Here is a 15,543-nt window from a genome sequence, read left to right as displayed (position 1 = left end):
AAAAATAAAGGGCAAAGAAGAATTTTATCTTTTTTGTCCTTTTTCAATTTCAAGACCGATTCATCATTCAATTAAATAAATTAAACAATTATAAGCAGTTACATCAAATGAGAAAATTTTTTACCCTTATACCAATCGCAATTTTAATTTTTAGCTGTAAAAAATCTGAAAGCGCAGCCATTCCTGATACCGCAAATGTAAAAACTGATAGCGTAGCAGCCGATCATACTGCTCCGTCAACTGCTACAGATTCGGGTTCTCTTTTGGATTTATTTACCAAAAGAAAAGAAGAGATTGCTTTAAAATTAAAATCTGTTTCTGCAGAAGAAGCCAATGCATTCTATGAGAAATATCAAGAAGAAAATGGTTATTTATTGCATCAGGTAGAAGAAAAAGAAGATGGCTTATTGCAGAATTTTTACAGTGAAAAAGAAGCAGATAAAGAAAAAATAAAACTTTTTGGGGAAAAACTTTCTAAACATCAATTAGAATATTCTGAGATTGGAGAAGGTTATGTAGAAATTACCACAAAACCCGATTTCTATTATGCTCTTTTTAAAAACTATGTAACAAGCGACTACAAAGATTATTTGTACTTAAAAAGCGAAGAAAACAAATCGCTTTACTCTGCAGATGCAGGACTTGCTATATCTTTTAAAGAAGTGGGAGAAAGAGTTGTTTCGTGGGAAAACTTTATGACGAAACATCCGAATTCTAAATTAATTACGTCTGTAAAAGAAGAATATAAAAACTATCAAATAGATTATCTAATCGGAATGGATAATACTCCAACAGTAGAGAGAGCGCCTGAAGAACCTTATATTTATACAGAAAACATTCAGGAATTCAACCGTTTTCTAAAAAAATATCCAAGCAGCCCAACTGTACCGTTAATCCATTTGCTGATGGAAAATTTCAAAAACGAAAATGTCTCAGAAATGCTTCGTTCAGCACAAAAATAAATTTTAATCATAAACTAGCTAATCAACTAATTTTAAAACTAAAACCATGGAAAATAACAAACCCATTACCTTTGTTTTTTGGATCATTGCAATCATTTTAGGAGTAACTATATATAAGCAATTTGATTTTCAAACTCTAAAATTTGAGAAACCAGAATTGGCGATTATTTATATTGTTGTCTTTTTGTTTTCAGTTTATTATATCATTAAAAATTCTAAGAAGAAGACTCAAAAGTAAATTCTATTTTGATTGTTGTTTCTTTAATTTCATTACTACTAAATCGATACTGTTATGAGAAAAATAATTGTTTTGTCCATGATTTCATTAGATGGTGTAATGCAGGCTCCAGGCGGTCCGGAAGAAGATAAATCTGAAGGTTTTAAATTTGGCGGATGGACAGTTCCTTATGGAGATGAAATTTACGATCAAGCAGTTCAAAAAGAACTACAACCGGCTGATTATCTTTTAGGCAGAAAAACATTTGAAATCTGGGAAAATTACTGGCCTGATCATTCTGAATTCTGGCCCGGAATTAATGACGGAAATAAATATGTGTTCTCCAAAACCAGAAAAAATTCGGATTGGAAAAATTCTATTTTCATACAAAATCTTGATGCTGTAAAAAGTCTTAAAGATTCCGACGGTTTAGATATCCATGTTTGGGGCAGCAGCGAGCTAATTCATTTATTACTAAAAAATGATCTGGTTGATGAACTTCGATTAAAAATCCATCCTCTTTTACTTGGCAATGGAAAAAAGCTTTTTGATCATGGTGCGCATCCTTCGGGATTCTCTCTAATAGAAAGTAGTGTGACTTCAACAGGAGTAATTTTAGCTAATTATAAAAAAGATGGAGCAGTTAAAACAGGAAATGCGATAGTCTAAAGAAATATCATTTATGAAGAAAAATATCTTAACATTCATTTTACTCTTTTTCAGCTTTGTAATTTTGGCTCAGGATAAAGTAACAAATGAGCTGAAAAAGTTATCGGACACGCAACAATTTGACAAAATAATTAGTCAATATACTTCTGATTATAAAGATTATTCCGCAAAATCTCTCTATTATATCGGACTTGCTTATTATATGAAGGAAGATGATGCCAATTGCCTTAAATTTATGGATTTGTCAATAAATAAAGACTCCAAAGATCCTGAGCCCGCTTATACAAAAGCTTCGACGTTAAATTATATGGGAAATTATAAAGAAGCTATAACTTCTTTTCAAAATGCTATCAGCTTAAATCCAAATCATTCAGGATCTTATAGCGGACTTGCGGATTCTTATTATCAAATCAAAGAGTATAACTTGTCGATTGAAAATTACAAGAAAGCAACACAACAAAAAGAATGCTCGGACAGACCTTACTTAATGTTGGCTCAAATTTATTACGAACAAAAAGAAAATGATAAAGCGTTAGAAGCGTATTATGCAGCAAAATCAAAAATATCAAAAGAATCTGATTCATACACAAATGTCTTGTTCAACATCGGACTTTTAGAATCTTTAAAAGAAAATTACGAAAAAGCAGAACCCGTTTTTATCGAACTCATCCAATTAAATCCTACTGATTATCATTCATATGCAAAACTTATTCAAATTTATTATCACAGAAAAGAATACGAAAAAGCAAAACCTTACAAAGACAAACTCTACGAAGCATATGCAAAAGGAGAACTAAAGGACAATTTAAAAGATATGTTTTGTTATGATCAATTTAAGTGGAATGGCTATAACGTTCAAGCATTTGAACGCTACGAAAATAAAAACAAGGGAAATATTTATAATAAACATATCTTTTATGTAGTAGACAACTCAGATCAAATTATATTGAGAGTACAAACTGAGTTTTCACCAATTTCTGTAGAATTGGGTGGTACAAAATACATACTTTGTGCCAATAAAGGAAATACGCATTACAACTCAGGAATAGGATTTAATGACGACTTTAACTATAGTGATTTAAAAACGGCAGCTATCAAACTTTTTGAAAAATATAGTAAATAAATTATTTGATTTGTTTTTCAATATTCTCGAGCAATAGTCAGCACTTACCTTAAAGATAAATTGTGAAGAACAGAATTTTAGCATTAGAAAAATTAAAGAGCAAGGAAAAATTCTCAAACGAAGAATGGGAAAATCGTGGATTGAATCCGTCAGAAAAAAGTTTATGCATTTCACTTGAAAATTCTTTAAACGATTTATTAACTGATTTAATTTTTGCAAATAATTCTAAGTAGTCAGATCAAGAAGTTGAGAATATATTTGAACTTCATTACAAGGCAATTAAATTTGACGAATTAGATACAGAAGAAAGAGAATTTATAATGGATTATTTTGATGAGACTGCTGAAATTTTAAAGATCGACAGTCTTAATGAAAAACTCAACTTTTGGGCACACAGAACTGAAATTTATAATCATGAAGAAGCTGAAAGAAAAGCTTCGGAAAAAGTATTAGCAGAAGAAAAGAAAAGACATGAAATTCTTTCTATAGAATGCCAAAAATGTAAAACTCAATTGGAAACTTTCATATTGGAACGAGATAATGAAATTCCTAGTTTTGAGTTTGACATAATTAAATGTGTAAAGTGTTCTGAGCTTACTATTCTCGATAAAGGTTGCGGAATAAAAAGATACAGATTTTTAAATTATGAACTTATAGAAGAATTGTCCAAAGAAGAATATGATTTATCTAAAGCTTTACTGAGATTAGAAGAATTAAAAAATGCATAAATTACTTGAAAACATTGGCACTTTGTAAAAAGTAAAAAATCGCAAAAGAATTTTAGAATCATAAAAAAGCCTGAGAATTTTATATTCTCAGGCTTTCATTTTTTTATAGTGACCCCGGAGGGGTTCGAACCCCCAACCCTCAGAGCCGAAATCTGATATTCTATCCAGTTGAACTACGAGGTCAATTTATTTATGATTACAGATGGTAGATTTTAGATTTCTTATTGGATCTAAAATCTACAGTCTAAAATCTAAAATTATATTTACGAAAGTAATTTCTTCACAATAGTAGAAATGGTTTTTCCTTCAGCAGTTCCGCCTAATTGAGCAGATGCTAATCCCATAACTTTACCCATTGAAGCGATTCCAGAAGCACCTGTTTCAGCAATGATTTTTGCTATTACAGCTTCTACTTCTTCTTCACTTAATTGAGCTGGTAAAAACTTCTCGATTACAGCTACTTGAGCCAATTCTGGTTCTGCCAAATCTGGACGGTTTTGCTCTGTAAAGATTCTAGCGCTTTCTTTACGAGTTTTAACCAATCTTTGAAGTAATTTAATTTCATCCTCTTCAGATAAATCTTCTTTAGATCCAGAAGCTGTTGAAGCCAATAATAATTCAGATTTTACAGCTCTTAAAGCTTCTAAAGCTACAGTATCTTTTGCTTTCATGGCGTTTTTAATCTCGTCCATGATCTGTGTTTGTAAACTCATATTAATGTTTTATTTAAAATAAGCTAATGCCTATTAATTGATATAATTATTTGGAATTTGCTCTCGACTATTACTATAATTTGTCAGGTTGAGTTCATTCAGATTCGCTCAGGATAAACTTAGTCGAAGCCCATTGCGACAAGAAGCCCTTCGACTCCGCTCAGGGTGACAATATTGTTTTAAAAGTACTATTTAAAAGTCAAATTTTGAAATTCTGTGCGAAGATAAAAAAAATAACCCGAAAATTAAATCCAATTTTCGGGTTACCAAATATTATCATTCTAAAATTAATCTACGTTATCGTGCAAAAATGAATTGTTTGAACGTAATTGCAAATCATTATTACTGTCTGTTCCAACAGAAATTCTAGAGTTTGTATTATTAGATTGAGAATTTGACAAATCGATTCCTAATCTTTTGTAAGCTGGTTCTTTTTCCAACTCGTCAATTCTAGAAACATTATTATGGAATTTATAGTTAAATTCTTTTAGCTTTTTTCTTCTCTCTTCAGCTCTTAAGCGTAATGTCTCTTCGATAGTTAATTCTAAAGGAGAAACTTCAGAAGTTGTTGAGAAATCAGGCTGGCTAGCAAAGTCAACTCTTGGTTTCAAAGTGATGTTCAACTCTTCTGGAACAACATCTTCAACCACATTTTCAACTGGCTTAGAAGCTAATAAATCATTTTCTACTTCCATGTACTCTTCTAGAGAATACTTAATGATTCCATTATCGGCAACCTCCGTTACAGGTACAAATTGTACTGGATCATTAACTTTGATTTCACGAGTTTCGTTTGTCAATTCAAATAAAACTCTGTTATCTTCTACAACTGGTTCTCTTTTCACCGGCTCTTGCTTAAACAAAGGAAGATCAAAAGAAAAAGCAGTTTGTTCTTCTCTCTCAAATGTTCTTTGTTGCTGCACAGGCTGTTGTTGCATTTGCTGCATTTGTTGTACAGCTGGAGCTTCTGGCGTAGAAATCGTAAAATCGATATCTGTAATTGGCGAAACAATTTCGAAGGTTACATCCAGGTTTTTGATAAACTCAGACATTACTACCAATTCTTCCTGATTGATTGCTGGAGCAACAGCCTGAACCGGAGTTGGAGTAAATGTTTCGTCATCATCAACCAAATCAAAAACAACTTTATCTTCTACTTTTGCTGTTGGCGTATCAACAGTTAAGTCGAAAGAAGTAAGCGGTTTATTTGTTAAATTATGAACACTTCTCTGCTCATCTTCTAACGTATGAATGATTTTTTTAGGTTCTGTATTTACAATTTCGTTTTGTTGTTCTACATCAAAACCTGTAGCAATAATAGTTACAGCAATAGCTTCACCAAGAGTTTCGTCTTCACCAACTCCCATGATAATATTTGCATTATAACCAGCCTCAGCCTGAATGTGATCATTGATTTCTCCGATTTCGTCAAGAGTAATCTCATTAGTTCCAGAAACGATAAGCAACAATACGTTTTTGGCACCTGTAATTTTATTATCGTTTAACAACGGAGAATCTAAAGCTGAGATAATCGCATCTTTCGCTCTGTTTTCGCCTGCTGCCACAGAAGATCCCATGATTGCAGTTCCACTGTTTGACAAAACAGTTTTTGCGTCACGTAAATCGATATTTTGAGTATAGTGGTGCGTAATTACTTCAGCAATACCTCTAGAGGCAGTTGCTAAAACTTCATCTGCTTTAGAGAATCCAGCTTTGAAACCTAGATTTCCGTATACTTCTCTTAATTTATTATTGTTGATTACAATTAAAGAATCTACTTGCTTACGCAATTTTTCGATCCCAATGATTGCTTGCTCCTGACGTACTTTCCCTTCAAATTGAAATGGAATTGTCACGATACCAACCGTTAATATTTCTCTTTCTTTTGCTAATTGAGCAATAACTGGCGCAGCACCTGTTCCAGTACCTCCACCCATACCAGCAGTAATAAATACCATCTTAGTATTTCTATCCAACATTTTTTCGATGTCAGAAATACTTTCGATAGCAGACTGTTGTCCTACGTCTGGGTTTGCTCCTGCTCCTAATCCTTCAGTTAAATTAACCCCTAATTGGATTTTATTTGGCACTGAACTATTCTGAAGCGCTTGCGAATCGGTATTACAAACGATAAAATCTACACCTTTAATACCTTGTTTAAACATGTGGTTAATTGCGTTACTACCGCCTCCACCTACGCCTATTACTTTGATTACATTTGATTGATTTTTTGGTAAATCAAATGAAATACTTCCAAATTCTGAGTTGCTCATCATCTTTTTGGTTTTTGAAATTCTTATTTAGTACATTTTTTACTTCTTGACTTGGGGCAAAAAGTAATTTTCCTTTTCTTTTATTCTAATTATTCTGCGTTGTCTAAAAATTCTTTGATTTTGTCGACATAACGATCAAAAAATGATCTTCTTATTTTATTTTCAGTAGATTCTTCTCTTGAAGCTTTTTGACTTACAACTTCTCTTTCTTCTTCGATAGTCTCTACTTTTTCAACGTAGTTTTCTTCAACTTCGTATCGTTGCACTGGAGGGGGAACGTTTTTATAAACCACTTTTGGCTGTTCGTTAACCAATTCCAATCTAACGGCACTTTGCGAACTATTTTCGATACTGTTCATTACCAATCCAACCGCTGTTGCAAATAACGGACTAGAGATTTCTTCTCCAGAGTTTCCAGCCAAATGCTCATTTGGATATCCAATTCTTGTATCCATTCCTGTAATGTACTCTACCAGTTGTTTGATGTGCTTTAATTGCGCACCACCACCTGTTAATACAATTCCAGCAATTAGTTTTTTGCGAGGATCTTCGTGTCCGTAAGCTTTAATTTCTGCAAAAACTTGTTCTACGATTTCCACAACTCTCGCATGGATAATTTTAGATAAGTTTTTAAGCGAAATCTCTTTTGGCTCTCTTCCTCTTAAACCTGGAATAGAAACAATTTCATTGTCTTTATTTTCTCCTGGCCAAGCAGATCCGAATTTAATTTTAAGAAGCTCAGCTTGTTTTTCAATAATAGAACATCCTTCTTTGATGTCATCTGTAATTACATTTCCTCCGAAAGGAATTACAGCTGTATGACGAATAATACCATCTTTGAAAATAGCTAAATCTGTTGTTCCTCCACCAATATCGATAAGTGCAACACCGGCTTCTTTTTCTTCCTGACTCAAAACCGCATCAGCCGAAGCCAACGGCTCTAATGTCAAACCAGATAATTCAATTCCTGAACTCTGAATACATCTTCCAACATTTCTGATTGAAGAAGCCTGCCCTACTACAACGTGAAAACTAGATTCTAATCTTCCGCCATACATTCCGATTGGCTCTTTGATTTCAGACTGTCCGTCGATTTTAAATTCTTGTGGCAAAACATGGATAATTTCTTCACCCGGCAACATCGCCAGTTTATTTACCTGATCGATTAAAAGCTGAATATCATTTTCGCCAATTACTTCTTCCGGATTACTTCTGCTGATGTAGTCCGTGTGCTGAATACTTCTGATATGCTGACCAGCAATACCCACAACTACATCTTTAATTTTGTAACCTGAATTATTTTCTGCTTCAGCAATTGCTTGCTGAATGGATTGAATCGTCTGCGTAATGTTGTTTACTACTCCTCTGGCAACACCCAAACTTTTGGATTTACCAATGCCCAAAATCTCCAACTTACCATACTCATTTTTCTTGCCAATCATGGCAACGATTTTGGTTGTTCCAATATCTAGACCTACTGCAATATTATCTTTTTCCATTTTCTATTATTTAGTGCAAACTACTTGTTCCGTAAACCTAAGGTCAATTTTTTTGTATTTGTATAACGTACTATCTAAAACCGCTTTTTGAAAAAACGCTTTATAGTTTCTAAATTTCTTATCAACATTCATCGTTCTTCCGAAATCTATGAAGTAATCATAGTTACGATTAAACATTTTTAAGCTTCCATTCGGCATAATCTCGATGGCAATGATGTTTTTTTTCAAAAACGCATCGTCATAAATTGTGCGAAATAAAGCTGCTAAATCTTCGTTATTTTTTTCATTAATTGCCCCTGAAACAAGAGGAACTCGCGCAGTGAAATTGTCAGACAAAGGCATTTTATTACCCTCGTAATCAATATAAAAAGAAGTGGCGCCGTCATAAACTCTTGCTATGGGCGTCTTCTGTTTTACTACTGCTTTTAGAACTCCATCGATACTTACAAAAACATTTGACTTTTCAATCATCTCTTGTGTATCGAGGGTTTTCTCAATCTTATTCAAATCTAGTTCATCTTTTCTAATACTGGAAGCGTCTCTTTTATTTTCTATCAACAATTTATTAACCGTTTCTGGCTTCACAAAAAGCGTATTTTCTCCTACAAAAACAACCATAGATTTCTTCAATTTTCTATCTCCATTTCGATGTTGAGCGAAAGAATATAGAAACAGAACTAGTCCGAAAATAAGTACTAAACGAATATTTGACCAATTAAATATTTTCATTTAAAATCTTTTTAATTGACGGAACCATCTCTCCTAAATCGCCAGCTCCAATTGTTACAATAATAGGCGCATCACTGGCTTTGATTTCACCTAATAAATCTTCTTTTGCAACAATTTTTTTGTTCGTATTTGTCATTTTACCCAAAAGCCACTCAGAAGTCACTCCTTCCATTGGAAGCTCTCTTGCAGGATAAATATCCATCAAAAACACTTCATCAAACTGCGATAAACTAGCCGCAAATCCGTCAACAAAATCTCTTGTTCTACTGAATAAATGCGGCTGGAAAATTGCCAAAACTTTACGGCCCGGATACAATTCTCTAACTGCCTGATGAACAGCATTTATTTCTGTCGGATGATGCGCGTAGTCATCAATATATACTAAATTTTCACTCTTAATTTGGTATGAAAAACGTCTTCTAATTCCGTTGAATGAAGCAATGGCTTTTGCAATAGAATCGGTCGGGGTGCCGTATGTTTTCGCCATCGCAATAGCCATCAATCCATTCATCAAATTGTGTCTTCCTGGCAATCCAAAACGCAAATCCTTCATGATTTCTGATGGCGTCTGCACATCAAAAACATAAGCCCCATCTTCAATGCGAACATTAAAAGCCTTGAATACAGCATCTTCATTTACAGCACATTGAACTCCATCTAATGGCAATTCTTTGGTAATGAAGAGATTATTTTTATCTTCTACTTTTGAAGCAAATTCCCTAAAAGAATCTTCTATGGCATCACTTGTTCCATAAATATCCAAATGATCGGCATCCATAGAAGTCACACAAGCGATATCTGGACGTAAATGCAAAAACGATCTGTCGAATTCGTCTGCTTCTACAACTGTTACTGTTTTTCCGCTTCCAATTAAATTTGAATTGTAATTTTCTACAATTCCCCCAATAAAAGCCGTAACATCAGCGCCACTTTGAAACAAAATATGTCCCAAAATACTAGACGTTGTTGTTTTTCCGTGTGTTCCTGCAACTGCAAAACAAAAAGTATCTTTGCTTATAATTCCTAGAACTTCAGCACGTTTTTTAACCTCGTAATGTCTTTCGATAAAATAATTCCATTCTGAATGTGTTTTTGGAACAGCTGGCGTAAAAATCACTAAAGTGTTTTCTACAAAATAATCAGAAGGAATTAAATTGATGTTGTCTTCAAAATGAATATCAATTCCACTTTCAATCAATTCATTAGTCAGCATTGAAGGCGTTTTGTCGTAACCTGAAACGTTTTTCCCAATAAACTTGAAATAACGAGCCAGAGCACTCATTCCGATTCCTCCGATACCAATAAAATAAACGTTTTGTATTTGATTTAAATTCATCTTAAATTTTGTTTTTTAGACTCTACATCAAGCGTTACAACAATGTAATATCTTAACAATTAAATGCTTGCGATTCTATCATTTGTTTTAGCCTAAATTGCCTAAAATAATGTTCTACCTAATATTTTCTGTTGTATAATTTTTGTTTAAAACTATATTATAACAACTTTTTTATTTCTTCTACTATCTGCTTTGTAGCATATGGTCTCGCCAGTTTTTTAATATTACTACTCAATTGTTTTTGTTTTCCATCATCTTTCAGTAATGCTTCAAAAACGATACTAAATTGCTCATTAAGCTCAGATTCCTTTAATAAAATTGCGCCTTTAGCATCTACAATCGCCTGTGCATTTTTTGTTTGATGATCTTCAGCAACATTCGGCGACGGAATAAAAATTACTGGTTTTCCAACAATACATAATTCTGATACCGATGAAGCTCCTGCTCGTGAAATAATCACATCTGAAGCTGCATAAACAAAATCCATTCTTTCAATAAAATCAACCACTTTTACATTTGGCTGATTGTACTTTTTATATTCTTCAAAATATAATTTCCCGCATTGCCAGATTACCTGTACCTCTTGGGAAAGAAAATTTTGCAATTCTTTTTCAATTAACTGATTGATTCTTCTTGCTCCTAAACTTCCCCCAAGAACCAACAATGTTTTTTTATTCGGATCTAAACCGTAAAACGCAATCGCTTCGTCACGTTTACTTTCAATATCGATCAAATCCTGACGAACTGGATTTCCTGTTAGAACAATTTTCTCTTTTGGGAAAAAGCGCTCCAAATTTTGATACGCTACACAAATTGCATTTGCTTTTTTACTCAACAATTTGTTTGTAATTCCTGGAAAAGAATTCTGCTCTTGAACCACAGTTGGAATTCCTGCCGCTCCTGCCGCTTGTAATAAAGGTCCGCTGGCAAAACCACCCGTTCCGATTACTACATTTGGTTTGAATTTTTTAATTATTCTTTTTGATTCCAATAAACTGCTTGCGAGCTTAAGCGGAAACATCAGATTTTGTAATGTCAATTTTCGTTGTAAACCAGCAATCCAAAGACCTTTTATTTCATAACCTGCCTGAGGCACTTTCTGCATTTCCATTTTATCTTTGGCACCAACAAAAAGAAATTCAGCATCTGGAAATTGCAATTTTAATTCATTTGCAATCGCAATCGCAGGATAGATATGTCCACCTGTTCCTCCTCCGCTAAGTATGAATTTATGCTTTGTCATCTTTTTTAAAAATTACAACTTTATATTTTATTTGTTTAAAACCGCATTCATCGGATTTCTTGAATTGTCTTCTATCGAATAAGCTGGCTCTTCATCATATATTTCTTGAGGAATAACATCGTCTTCTGCCAATTCTTTATCTATCAATCGCTGTAAAGCTTCTTTTCGTTTTTCTTTTTCTAATTTTTCTTCGGCAATTTCATCCTCTTTTTTCGTTACACCAATGATAATTCCGAGTCCTAAACAGGTCATCCAGATCGAACTTCCCCCACTACTTATTAATGGCAATGTTTGTCCTGTTACCGGCAGTAATTCAACCGCAACTGCCATATTAATCATAGCTTGAAATATCATCGGAAATCCGACACCTACAACAACCAATTTTCCAAATAAAGTTGGTGCTTTGTGTGATGCGATTACAAATCGGAATAAAAGCAATAAATAGAGAATTACAATTGAAACTCCGCCAACCAAACCGTATTCTTCTACGATAATGGCATAAATAAAATCGGAAGAAGATTGTGGTAAAAAGTTTTTCTGAACACTTTTTCCTGGTCCTAAACCTCCTAATTTTCCAGAAGCAATTGCAATTTTTGCTTTTTCGATCTGATAATCGTCTTCGTCTGGTTTATCTGTGGTAAAGTTTGTAATACGACTTTCCCAAGTTGAAACCCTGCTAAAGAATCTAGAATCTGGAAAAGCTTTGGCAACCAAAAGGAAAAATGCCAGCATCGCAATTCCTGAACCGATAATAAATCCGATATATTTTAAAGGATATTTTCCAATGAACGTGAGCATTAAAACCATCGCAAAAATCAACGCCGTGGTTGAAAAGTTGGCTGGTAAAATCAACATTAATGTGATAAATACCGGAATCCAAAGTTGAATTAACGAACTCTGAAAAGGTTCATTTTCTTCTCTGGTTTTTGATAAATATCTAGCCACATAAATAAACAACACAATCGACGCCAGTGTCGAAGTCTGAAATGTGATTCCGATAAAAGGAACCTGAATCCAACGACTCGCATTTGCTCCTGCAATTACAGTTCCTTTTAACAGCGTATAAAGCAACAAGAACCAAACAATTGGTAATGCAATTTTTGAAATTGCCCTAAAATAATGATATGGAACTTTGTGAACCCAGTAAATAATCAAGAAACCAATACAAATATGAGCCAGATGCTTAAGCAAATACCCCAAAGTATTTCCTGTTCCGTGACCGATATAAGCCAAATTACTACTTGCACTAAAAACAGGCATAAACGAAAACAACGCCAATAAAGCCACGAATGACCATATTACCCTGTCTCCTTTTAGTTTGTTTACCAACTCCTTCATTTGCTTTCTAGTTTCAAGTTTCTTTTGTTTCAAGTTTCAAGTTGCCACTAAACGTGAAACCTGAAACTTGAAACTTTTTTTCTACAAGTTATGTACTGCTTGTTTGAATTGCTTTCCTCTGTCTTCGTAGTTTTCGAATAAATCGAAACTTGCACAAGCTGGAGACAATAAAACTGCATCACCTTTTTCTGTTAATCTTTGAGCTGTTTTTACAGCATCATTCATATTGTTTACTTCCACCATAATATCAACAACGTTTCCGAAAGCATCAATAATTTTACGGTTATCAACTCCTAAACAGATAATTGCTTTTACTTTTTCACGTACTAATGACATTAATTCGTTGTAATCATTTCCTTTATCAACACCACCAACAATCCAAACTGTTGGAACATTCATACTGTCTAAAGCAAAGAAAGTAGCATTTACATTTGTTGCTTTTGAATCGTTGATATATTGAACGTTTTGAATTTTTAATACTTTCTCTAAACGGTGTTCAACACCTTGGAAATTAGATAAACTTTCGCGAATTGTTGCATTTCTAATTTGCATCAATTTTGCTACAGAGCTTGCTGCCATTGCGTTTTTCATATTATGTTTTCCTTCTAACGCAATGTGTTCTGTGTCCATTGTAAACTCTTCTTGGTTGATCTTAATTTCCATTTTGTTGTTATTTATAGAAGCCCCTTCATCGAATGATTTCGTCAATGAAAAAGGAATTAATTTTGCTTTTGTTTTATTGTTTTTTAACCATTCTGTACTCGCTTCATCATCTGCATCGTAAATAAGATAATCGCTTTCGGTTTGGTTCATCGTTATTCGGAATTTCGAATTGATATAATTTTCATACTTATATTCATATCGGTCTAAATGATCCGGACTGATATTCGTTATGATGGCTATATCGGGCCTATAATTTATAATTCCGTCTAATTGAAAACTACTTAGTTCAAGAACGTATACATCATATTTGTTTTCGGCTACTTGCCAGGCAAAACTCTTTCCGATATTACCTCCCAATCCCACATTCAATCCTGCATATTTCAACAAATGATGAGTCAGCATTGTGGTGGTAGTTTTACCATTACTTCCCGTAATTCCGATGGTCATTGCTTCTGTATAAGGCATCGCAAATTCGATTTCCGAAATCACTTTTACTCCTGCCGCAACCAGCTTTTTTACTATTGGGGATTTCTCTGGAATTCCTGGACTTTTCATTACCACATCAGCATTTAGAATCAGATCTTCTGTATGCTGCTCTTCTTCCCAGGGAATTTTATTAATAATAAGAACTTCTTTGTAACTCTCCTTTATCTTTCCGAAATCAGAAACAAAAACTTCATAACCTTGTTTCTTTCCGAGGATTGCGGTTCCTACTCCGCTTTCTCCTCCACCTAGAACTACTAGTCTCATCTATCTTAGTTTTAGGGTAATGATTGATAAAATGGCTAACATTACAGCAACAATCCAGAAACGAGTTACAATTTTACTTTCATGATATCCTTTTTTCTGGTAATGATGATGCAAAGGCGACATCAGGAAAATTCTTCGACCTTCACCGAAACGCTTTTTAGTATATTTAAAATAACTTACCTGAATAATTACCGAAGCACTTTCTGCCAAGAAAATTCCACAGAATAAAACAATCAATATTTCTTTACGAACTGCAATGGCTAATACTGCTATAATTCCTCCGATGGTCAAACTTCCGGTATCTCCCATAAAAACAGATGCTGGATACGAATTATACCAAAGAAACCCAATCAGAGCTCCAACAAAGGCTGATATAAAGACCGTCATTTCTCCCGAATTTGGGATATACATGATATTTAGATAATTGGAGAAAATAATATTTCCCGAAACGAAAGTAAATATCCCGAGAGCGAGGACGGATATTGCGGAGGTTCCTGCGGCGAGACCGTCGATTCCGTCTGTTAAATTTGCTCCGTTCGAAACTGCCGTGATAATGAAAATTACTACCGGAATAAAAATCAGCCAAGCCCATTTCTCATAACCATCTCCCATAAAAGACAATACCTCGGCGTAATCAAATTCGTTGTTTTTTACGAAAGGAATTGTCGTTGCTGTAGATTTTTCTTCAATAGGCGCAGGCAATATCACTGTAGTATTTGTCGCAGTTCTAAAAACATCCGTACGACCAGTATCTGTTCTTACCGTAACAGCTGGATTAAAATAAAGAACCGCTCCAACGATGATTCCTAAACCAACTTGACCAATAACTTTAAATATACCTTTAAGACCTTGTTTATCTTTTTTGAATATTTTGATATAATCATCTACAAAACCAATTGTTCCCATCCACAATGTTGTTACAATCAAAAGGACAATATAAATGTTGTGCAATCTTGCAAATAACAAAACCGGAAGCAATGTTGCAAAAATGATAATCAATCCACCCATTGTTGGTGTACCTGCTTTTTCATTTTGACCTGCAAGACCAAGTTCTCTAACAGTCTCTCCTACTTGCTGACGACGCAAAAAGTTAATGATTCTTTTACCATAAATAGTTGACAAAAGCAACGAAAGCATAAATGCCAAAGCTGATCTAAATGTGATGTACTGGAAAACTCCTGTTCCAGGAACATCCAATGTTTTATCAAAATATTCGAATAAATAGTACAGCATATTTCTTATTTTTTAAATTCCGATTTTGAAACTCCAAATTCCAATTCTGGTGGCATTTGAACTTAAA

At 33.9% G+C, this 15,543-nt stretch carries 15 protein-coding genes and 1 tRNA gene; 6 read left to right on the top strand and 10 right to left on the bottom strand.

All coding sequences use genetic code 11. From position 1 onward, the window contains the following. The first annotated feature begins 107 nt into the window (after window positions 1-107). The 6 genes from K6T82_RS19705 (at window position 108) to K6T82_RS19685 (ending at window position 3,699) form a co-directional block, all read left to right on the top strand. Window positions 108-962: a hypothetical protein gene (locus K6T82_RS19705; protein WP_223709803.1), complete on the top strand. Its 855-nt coding sequence runs from the start codon at window positions 108-110 to the stop codon at window positions 960-962. Window positions 963-1,008: 46 nt separating this feature from the next. Continuing rightward, window positions 1,009-1,200, top strand: coding sequence for a hypothetical protein (locus K6T82_RS19700; RefSeq protein WP_223709801.1), 192 nt, complete (start codon window positions 1,009-1,011; stop codon window positions 1,198-1,200). A 54-nt stretch (window positions 1,201-1,254) separates the two neighbouring features. Next, window positions 1,255-1,848, top strand: coding sequence for a dihydrofolate reductase family protein (locus K6T82_RS19695; protein ID WP_223709799.1), 594 nt, complete (start codon window positions 1,255-1,257; stop codon window positions 1,846-1,848). A gap of 13 nt (window positions 1,849-1,861) precedes the next feature. Further along, complete coding sequence (locus K6T82_RS19690; RefSeq protein WP_223709797.1) at window positions 1,862-2,971, top strand: tetratricopeptide repeat protein; 1,110 nt, start codon at window positions 1,862-1,864, stop codon at window positions 2,969-2,971. A 62-nt stretch (window positions 2,972-3,033) separates the two neighbouring features. After that, on the top strand, window positions 3,034-3,204 hold the full coding sequence (locus K6T82_RS24625) for a hypothetical protein (RefSeq protein ID WP_338083354.1): 171 nt from the start codon (window positions 3,034-3,036) through the stop codon (window positions 3,202-3,204). Window positions 3,205-3,225: 21 nt separating this feature from the next. Beyond that, a complete protein-coding gene (locus K6T82_RS19685; RefSeq protein ID WP_338083356.1) occupies window positions 3,226-3,699 on the top strand; it encodes a DUF4844 domain-containing protein in 474 nt (157 codons plus the stop codon). A gap of 109 nt (window positions 3,700-3,808) precedes the next feature. Here K6T82_RS19685 and K6T82_RS19680 read toward each other — a convergent pair. The 10 genes from K6T82_RS19680 to mraY form a co-directional block, all read right to left on the bottom strand. Further along, window positions 3,809-3,882, bottom strand: a tRNA-Arg gene (locus tag K6T82_RS19680). Between the two features lie 80 nt (window positions 3,883-3,962). Continuing rightward, a complete protein-coding gene (locus tag K6T82_RS19675) occupies window positions 3,963-4,412 on the bottom strand; it encodes a GatB/YqeY domain-containing protein (protein ID WP_223709795.1) in 450 nt (149 codons plus the stop codon). 287 nt (window positions 4,413-4,699) lie between these two features. Beyond that, window positions 4,700-6,688 carry a cell division protein FtsZ gene (ftsZ, locus tag K6T82_RS19670; protein WP_223709793.1) on the bottom strand — a complete coding sequence of 663 codons (1,989 nt, stop codon included), beginning with the start codon at window positions 6,686-6,688 and terminating at the stop codon, window positions 4,700-4,702. Between the two features lie 86 nt (window positions 6,689-6,774). Continuing rightward, entirely contained in the window at window positions 6,775-8,184 is a 1,410-nt protein-coding gene (ftsA, locus tag K6T82_RS19665) for a cell division protein FtsA (RefSeq protein ID WP_223709791.1), read from the bottom strand. A 6-nt stretch (window positions 8,185-8,190) separates the two neighbouring features. Continuing rightward, complete coding sequence (locus tag K6T82_RS19660) at window positions 8,191-8,913, bottom strand: cell division protein FtsQ/DivIB (RefSeq protein ID WP_223709789.1); 723 nt, start codon at window positions 8,911-8,913, stop codon at window positions 8,191-8,193. Next, window positions 8,900-10,249 (bottom strand): UDP-N-acetylmuramate--L-alanine ligase, encoded by a 1,350-nt coding sequence (murC, locus tag K6T82_RS19655; protein ID WP_223709787.1) that lies wholly within the window; start codon window positions 10,247-10,249, stop codon window positions 8,900-8,902. The genes K6T82_RS19660 and murC overlap by 14 nt, the downstream gene beginning before the upstream one ends. A gap of 157 nt (window positions 10,250-10,406) precedes the next feature. Next, entirely contained in the window at window positions 10,407-11,492 is a 1,086-nt protein-coding gene (gene murG / locus K6T82_RS19650; protein ID WP_223709784.1) for an undecaprenyldiphospho-muramoylpentapeptide beta-N-acetylglucosaminyltransferase, read from the bottom strand. Window positions 11,493-11,519: 27 nt separating this feature from the next. Continuing rightward, on the bottom strand, window positions 11,520-12,830 hold the full coding sequence (locus K6T82_RS19645) for an FtsW/RodA/SpoVE family cell cycle protein (RefSeq protein ID WP_223709782.1): 1,311 nt from the start codon (window positions 12,828-12,830) through the stop codon (window positions 11,520-11,522). A gap of 81 nt (window positions 12,831-12,911) precedes the next feature. Beyond that, the gene (gene murD, locus K6T82_RS19640; RefSeq protein ID WP_223709780.1) at window positions 12,912-14,243 is read right to left on the bottom strand and encodes a UDP-N-acetylmuramoyl-L-alanine--D-glutamate ligase; all 1,332 of its coding nucleotides are present in this window, start codon (window positions 14,241-14,243) and stop codon (window positions 12,912-12,914) included. Next, window positions 14,244-15,476, bottom strand: coding sequence for a phospho-N-acetylmuramoyl-pentapeptide-transferase (gene mraY, locus K6T82_RS19635; protein ID WP_223709778.1), 1,233 nt, complete (start codon window positions 15,474-15,476; stop codon window positions 14,244-14,246). Window positions 15,477-15,543 lie beyond the last annotated feature (67 nt).

It is taken from the genome of Flavobacterium potami (genome assembly GCF_020026915.1).
Lineage (GTDB): Bacteria > Bacteroidota > Bacteroidia > Flavobacteriales > Flavobacteriaceae > Flavobacterium > Flavobacterium potami.
This window is presented reverse-complemented; position numbering and strand designations above follow the sequence as displayed.

Coding starts and splice junctions, on each gene's coding strand:
- ftsZ (WP_223709793.1), bottom strand. CDS start 6,688: ATGATGAGCAACTCAGAATTTGGAAGTATTTCATTTGATTTACCAAAA.
- K6T82_RS19705 (WP_223709803.1), top strand. CDS start 108: ATGAGAAAATTTTTTACCCTTATACCAATCGCAATTTTAATTTTTAGC.
- ftsA (WP_223709791.1), bottom strand. CDS start 8,184: ATGGAAAAAGATAATATTGCAGTAGGTCTAGATATTGGAACAACCAAA.
- murG (WP_223709784.1), bottom strand. CDS start 11,492: ATGACAAAGCATAAATTCATACTTAGCGGAGGAGGAACAGGTGGACAT.
- K6T82_RS19645 (WP_223709782.1), bottom strand. CDS start 12,830: ATGAAGGAGTTGGTAAACAAACTAAAAGGAGACAGGGTAATATGGTCA.
- K6T82_RS19675 (WP_223709795.1), bottom strand. CDS start 4,412: ATGAGTTTACAAACACAGATCATGGACGAGATTAAAAACGCCATGAAA.
- murD (WP_223709780.1), bottom strand. CDS start 14,243: ATGAGACTAGTAGTTCTAGGTGGAGGAGAAAGCGGAGTAGGAACCGCA.
- K6T82_RS19690 (WP_223709797.1), top strand. CDS start 1,862: ATGAAGAAAAATATCTTAACATTCATTTTACTCTTTTTCAGCTTTGTA.
- K6T82_RS19695 (WP_223709799.1), top strand. CDS start 1,255: ATGAGAAAAATAATTGTTTTGTCCATGATTTCATTAGATGGTGTAATG.
- mraY (WP_223709778.1), bottom strand. CDS start 15,476: ATGCTGTACTATTTATTCGAATATTTTGATAAAACATTGGATGTTCCT.
- K6T82_RS19660 (WP_223709789.1), bottom strand. CDS start 8,913: ATGAAAATATTTAATTGGTCAAATATTCGTTTAGTACTTATTTTCGGA.
- murC (WP_223709787.1), bottom strand. CDS start 10,249: ATGAATTTAAATCAAATACAAAACGTTTATTTTATTGGTATCGGAGGA.
- K6T82_RS19700 (WP_223709801.1), top strand. CDS start 1,009: ATGGAAAATAACAAACCCATTACCTTTGTTTTTTGGATCATTGCAATC.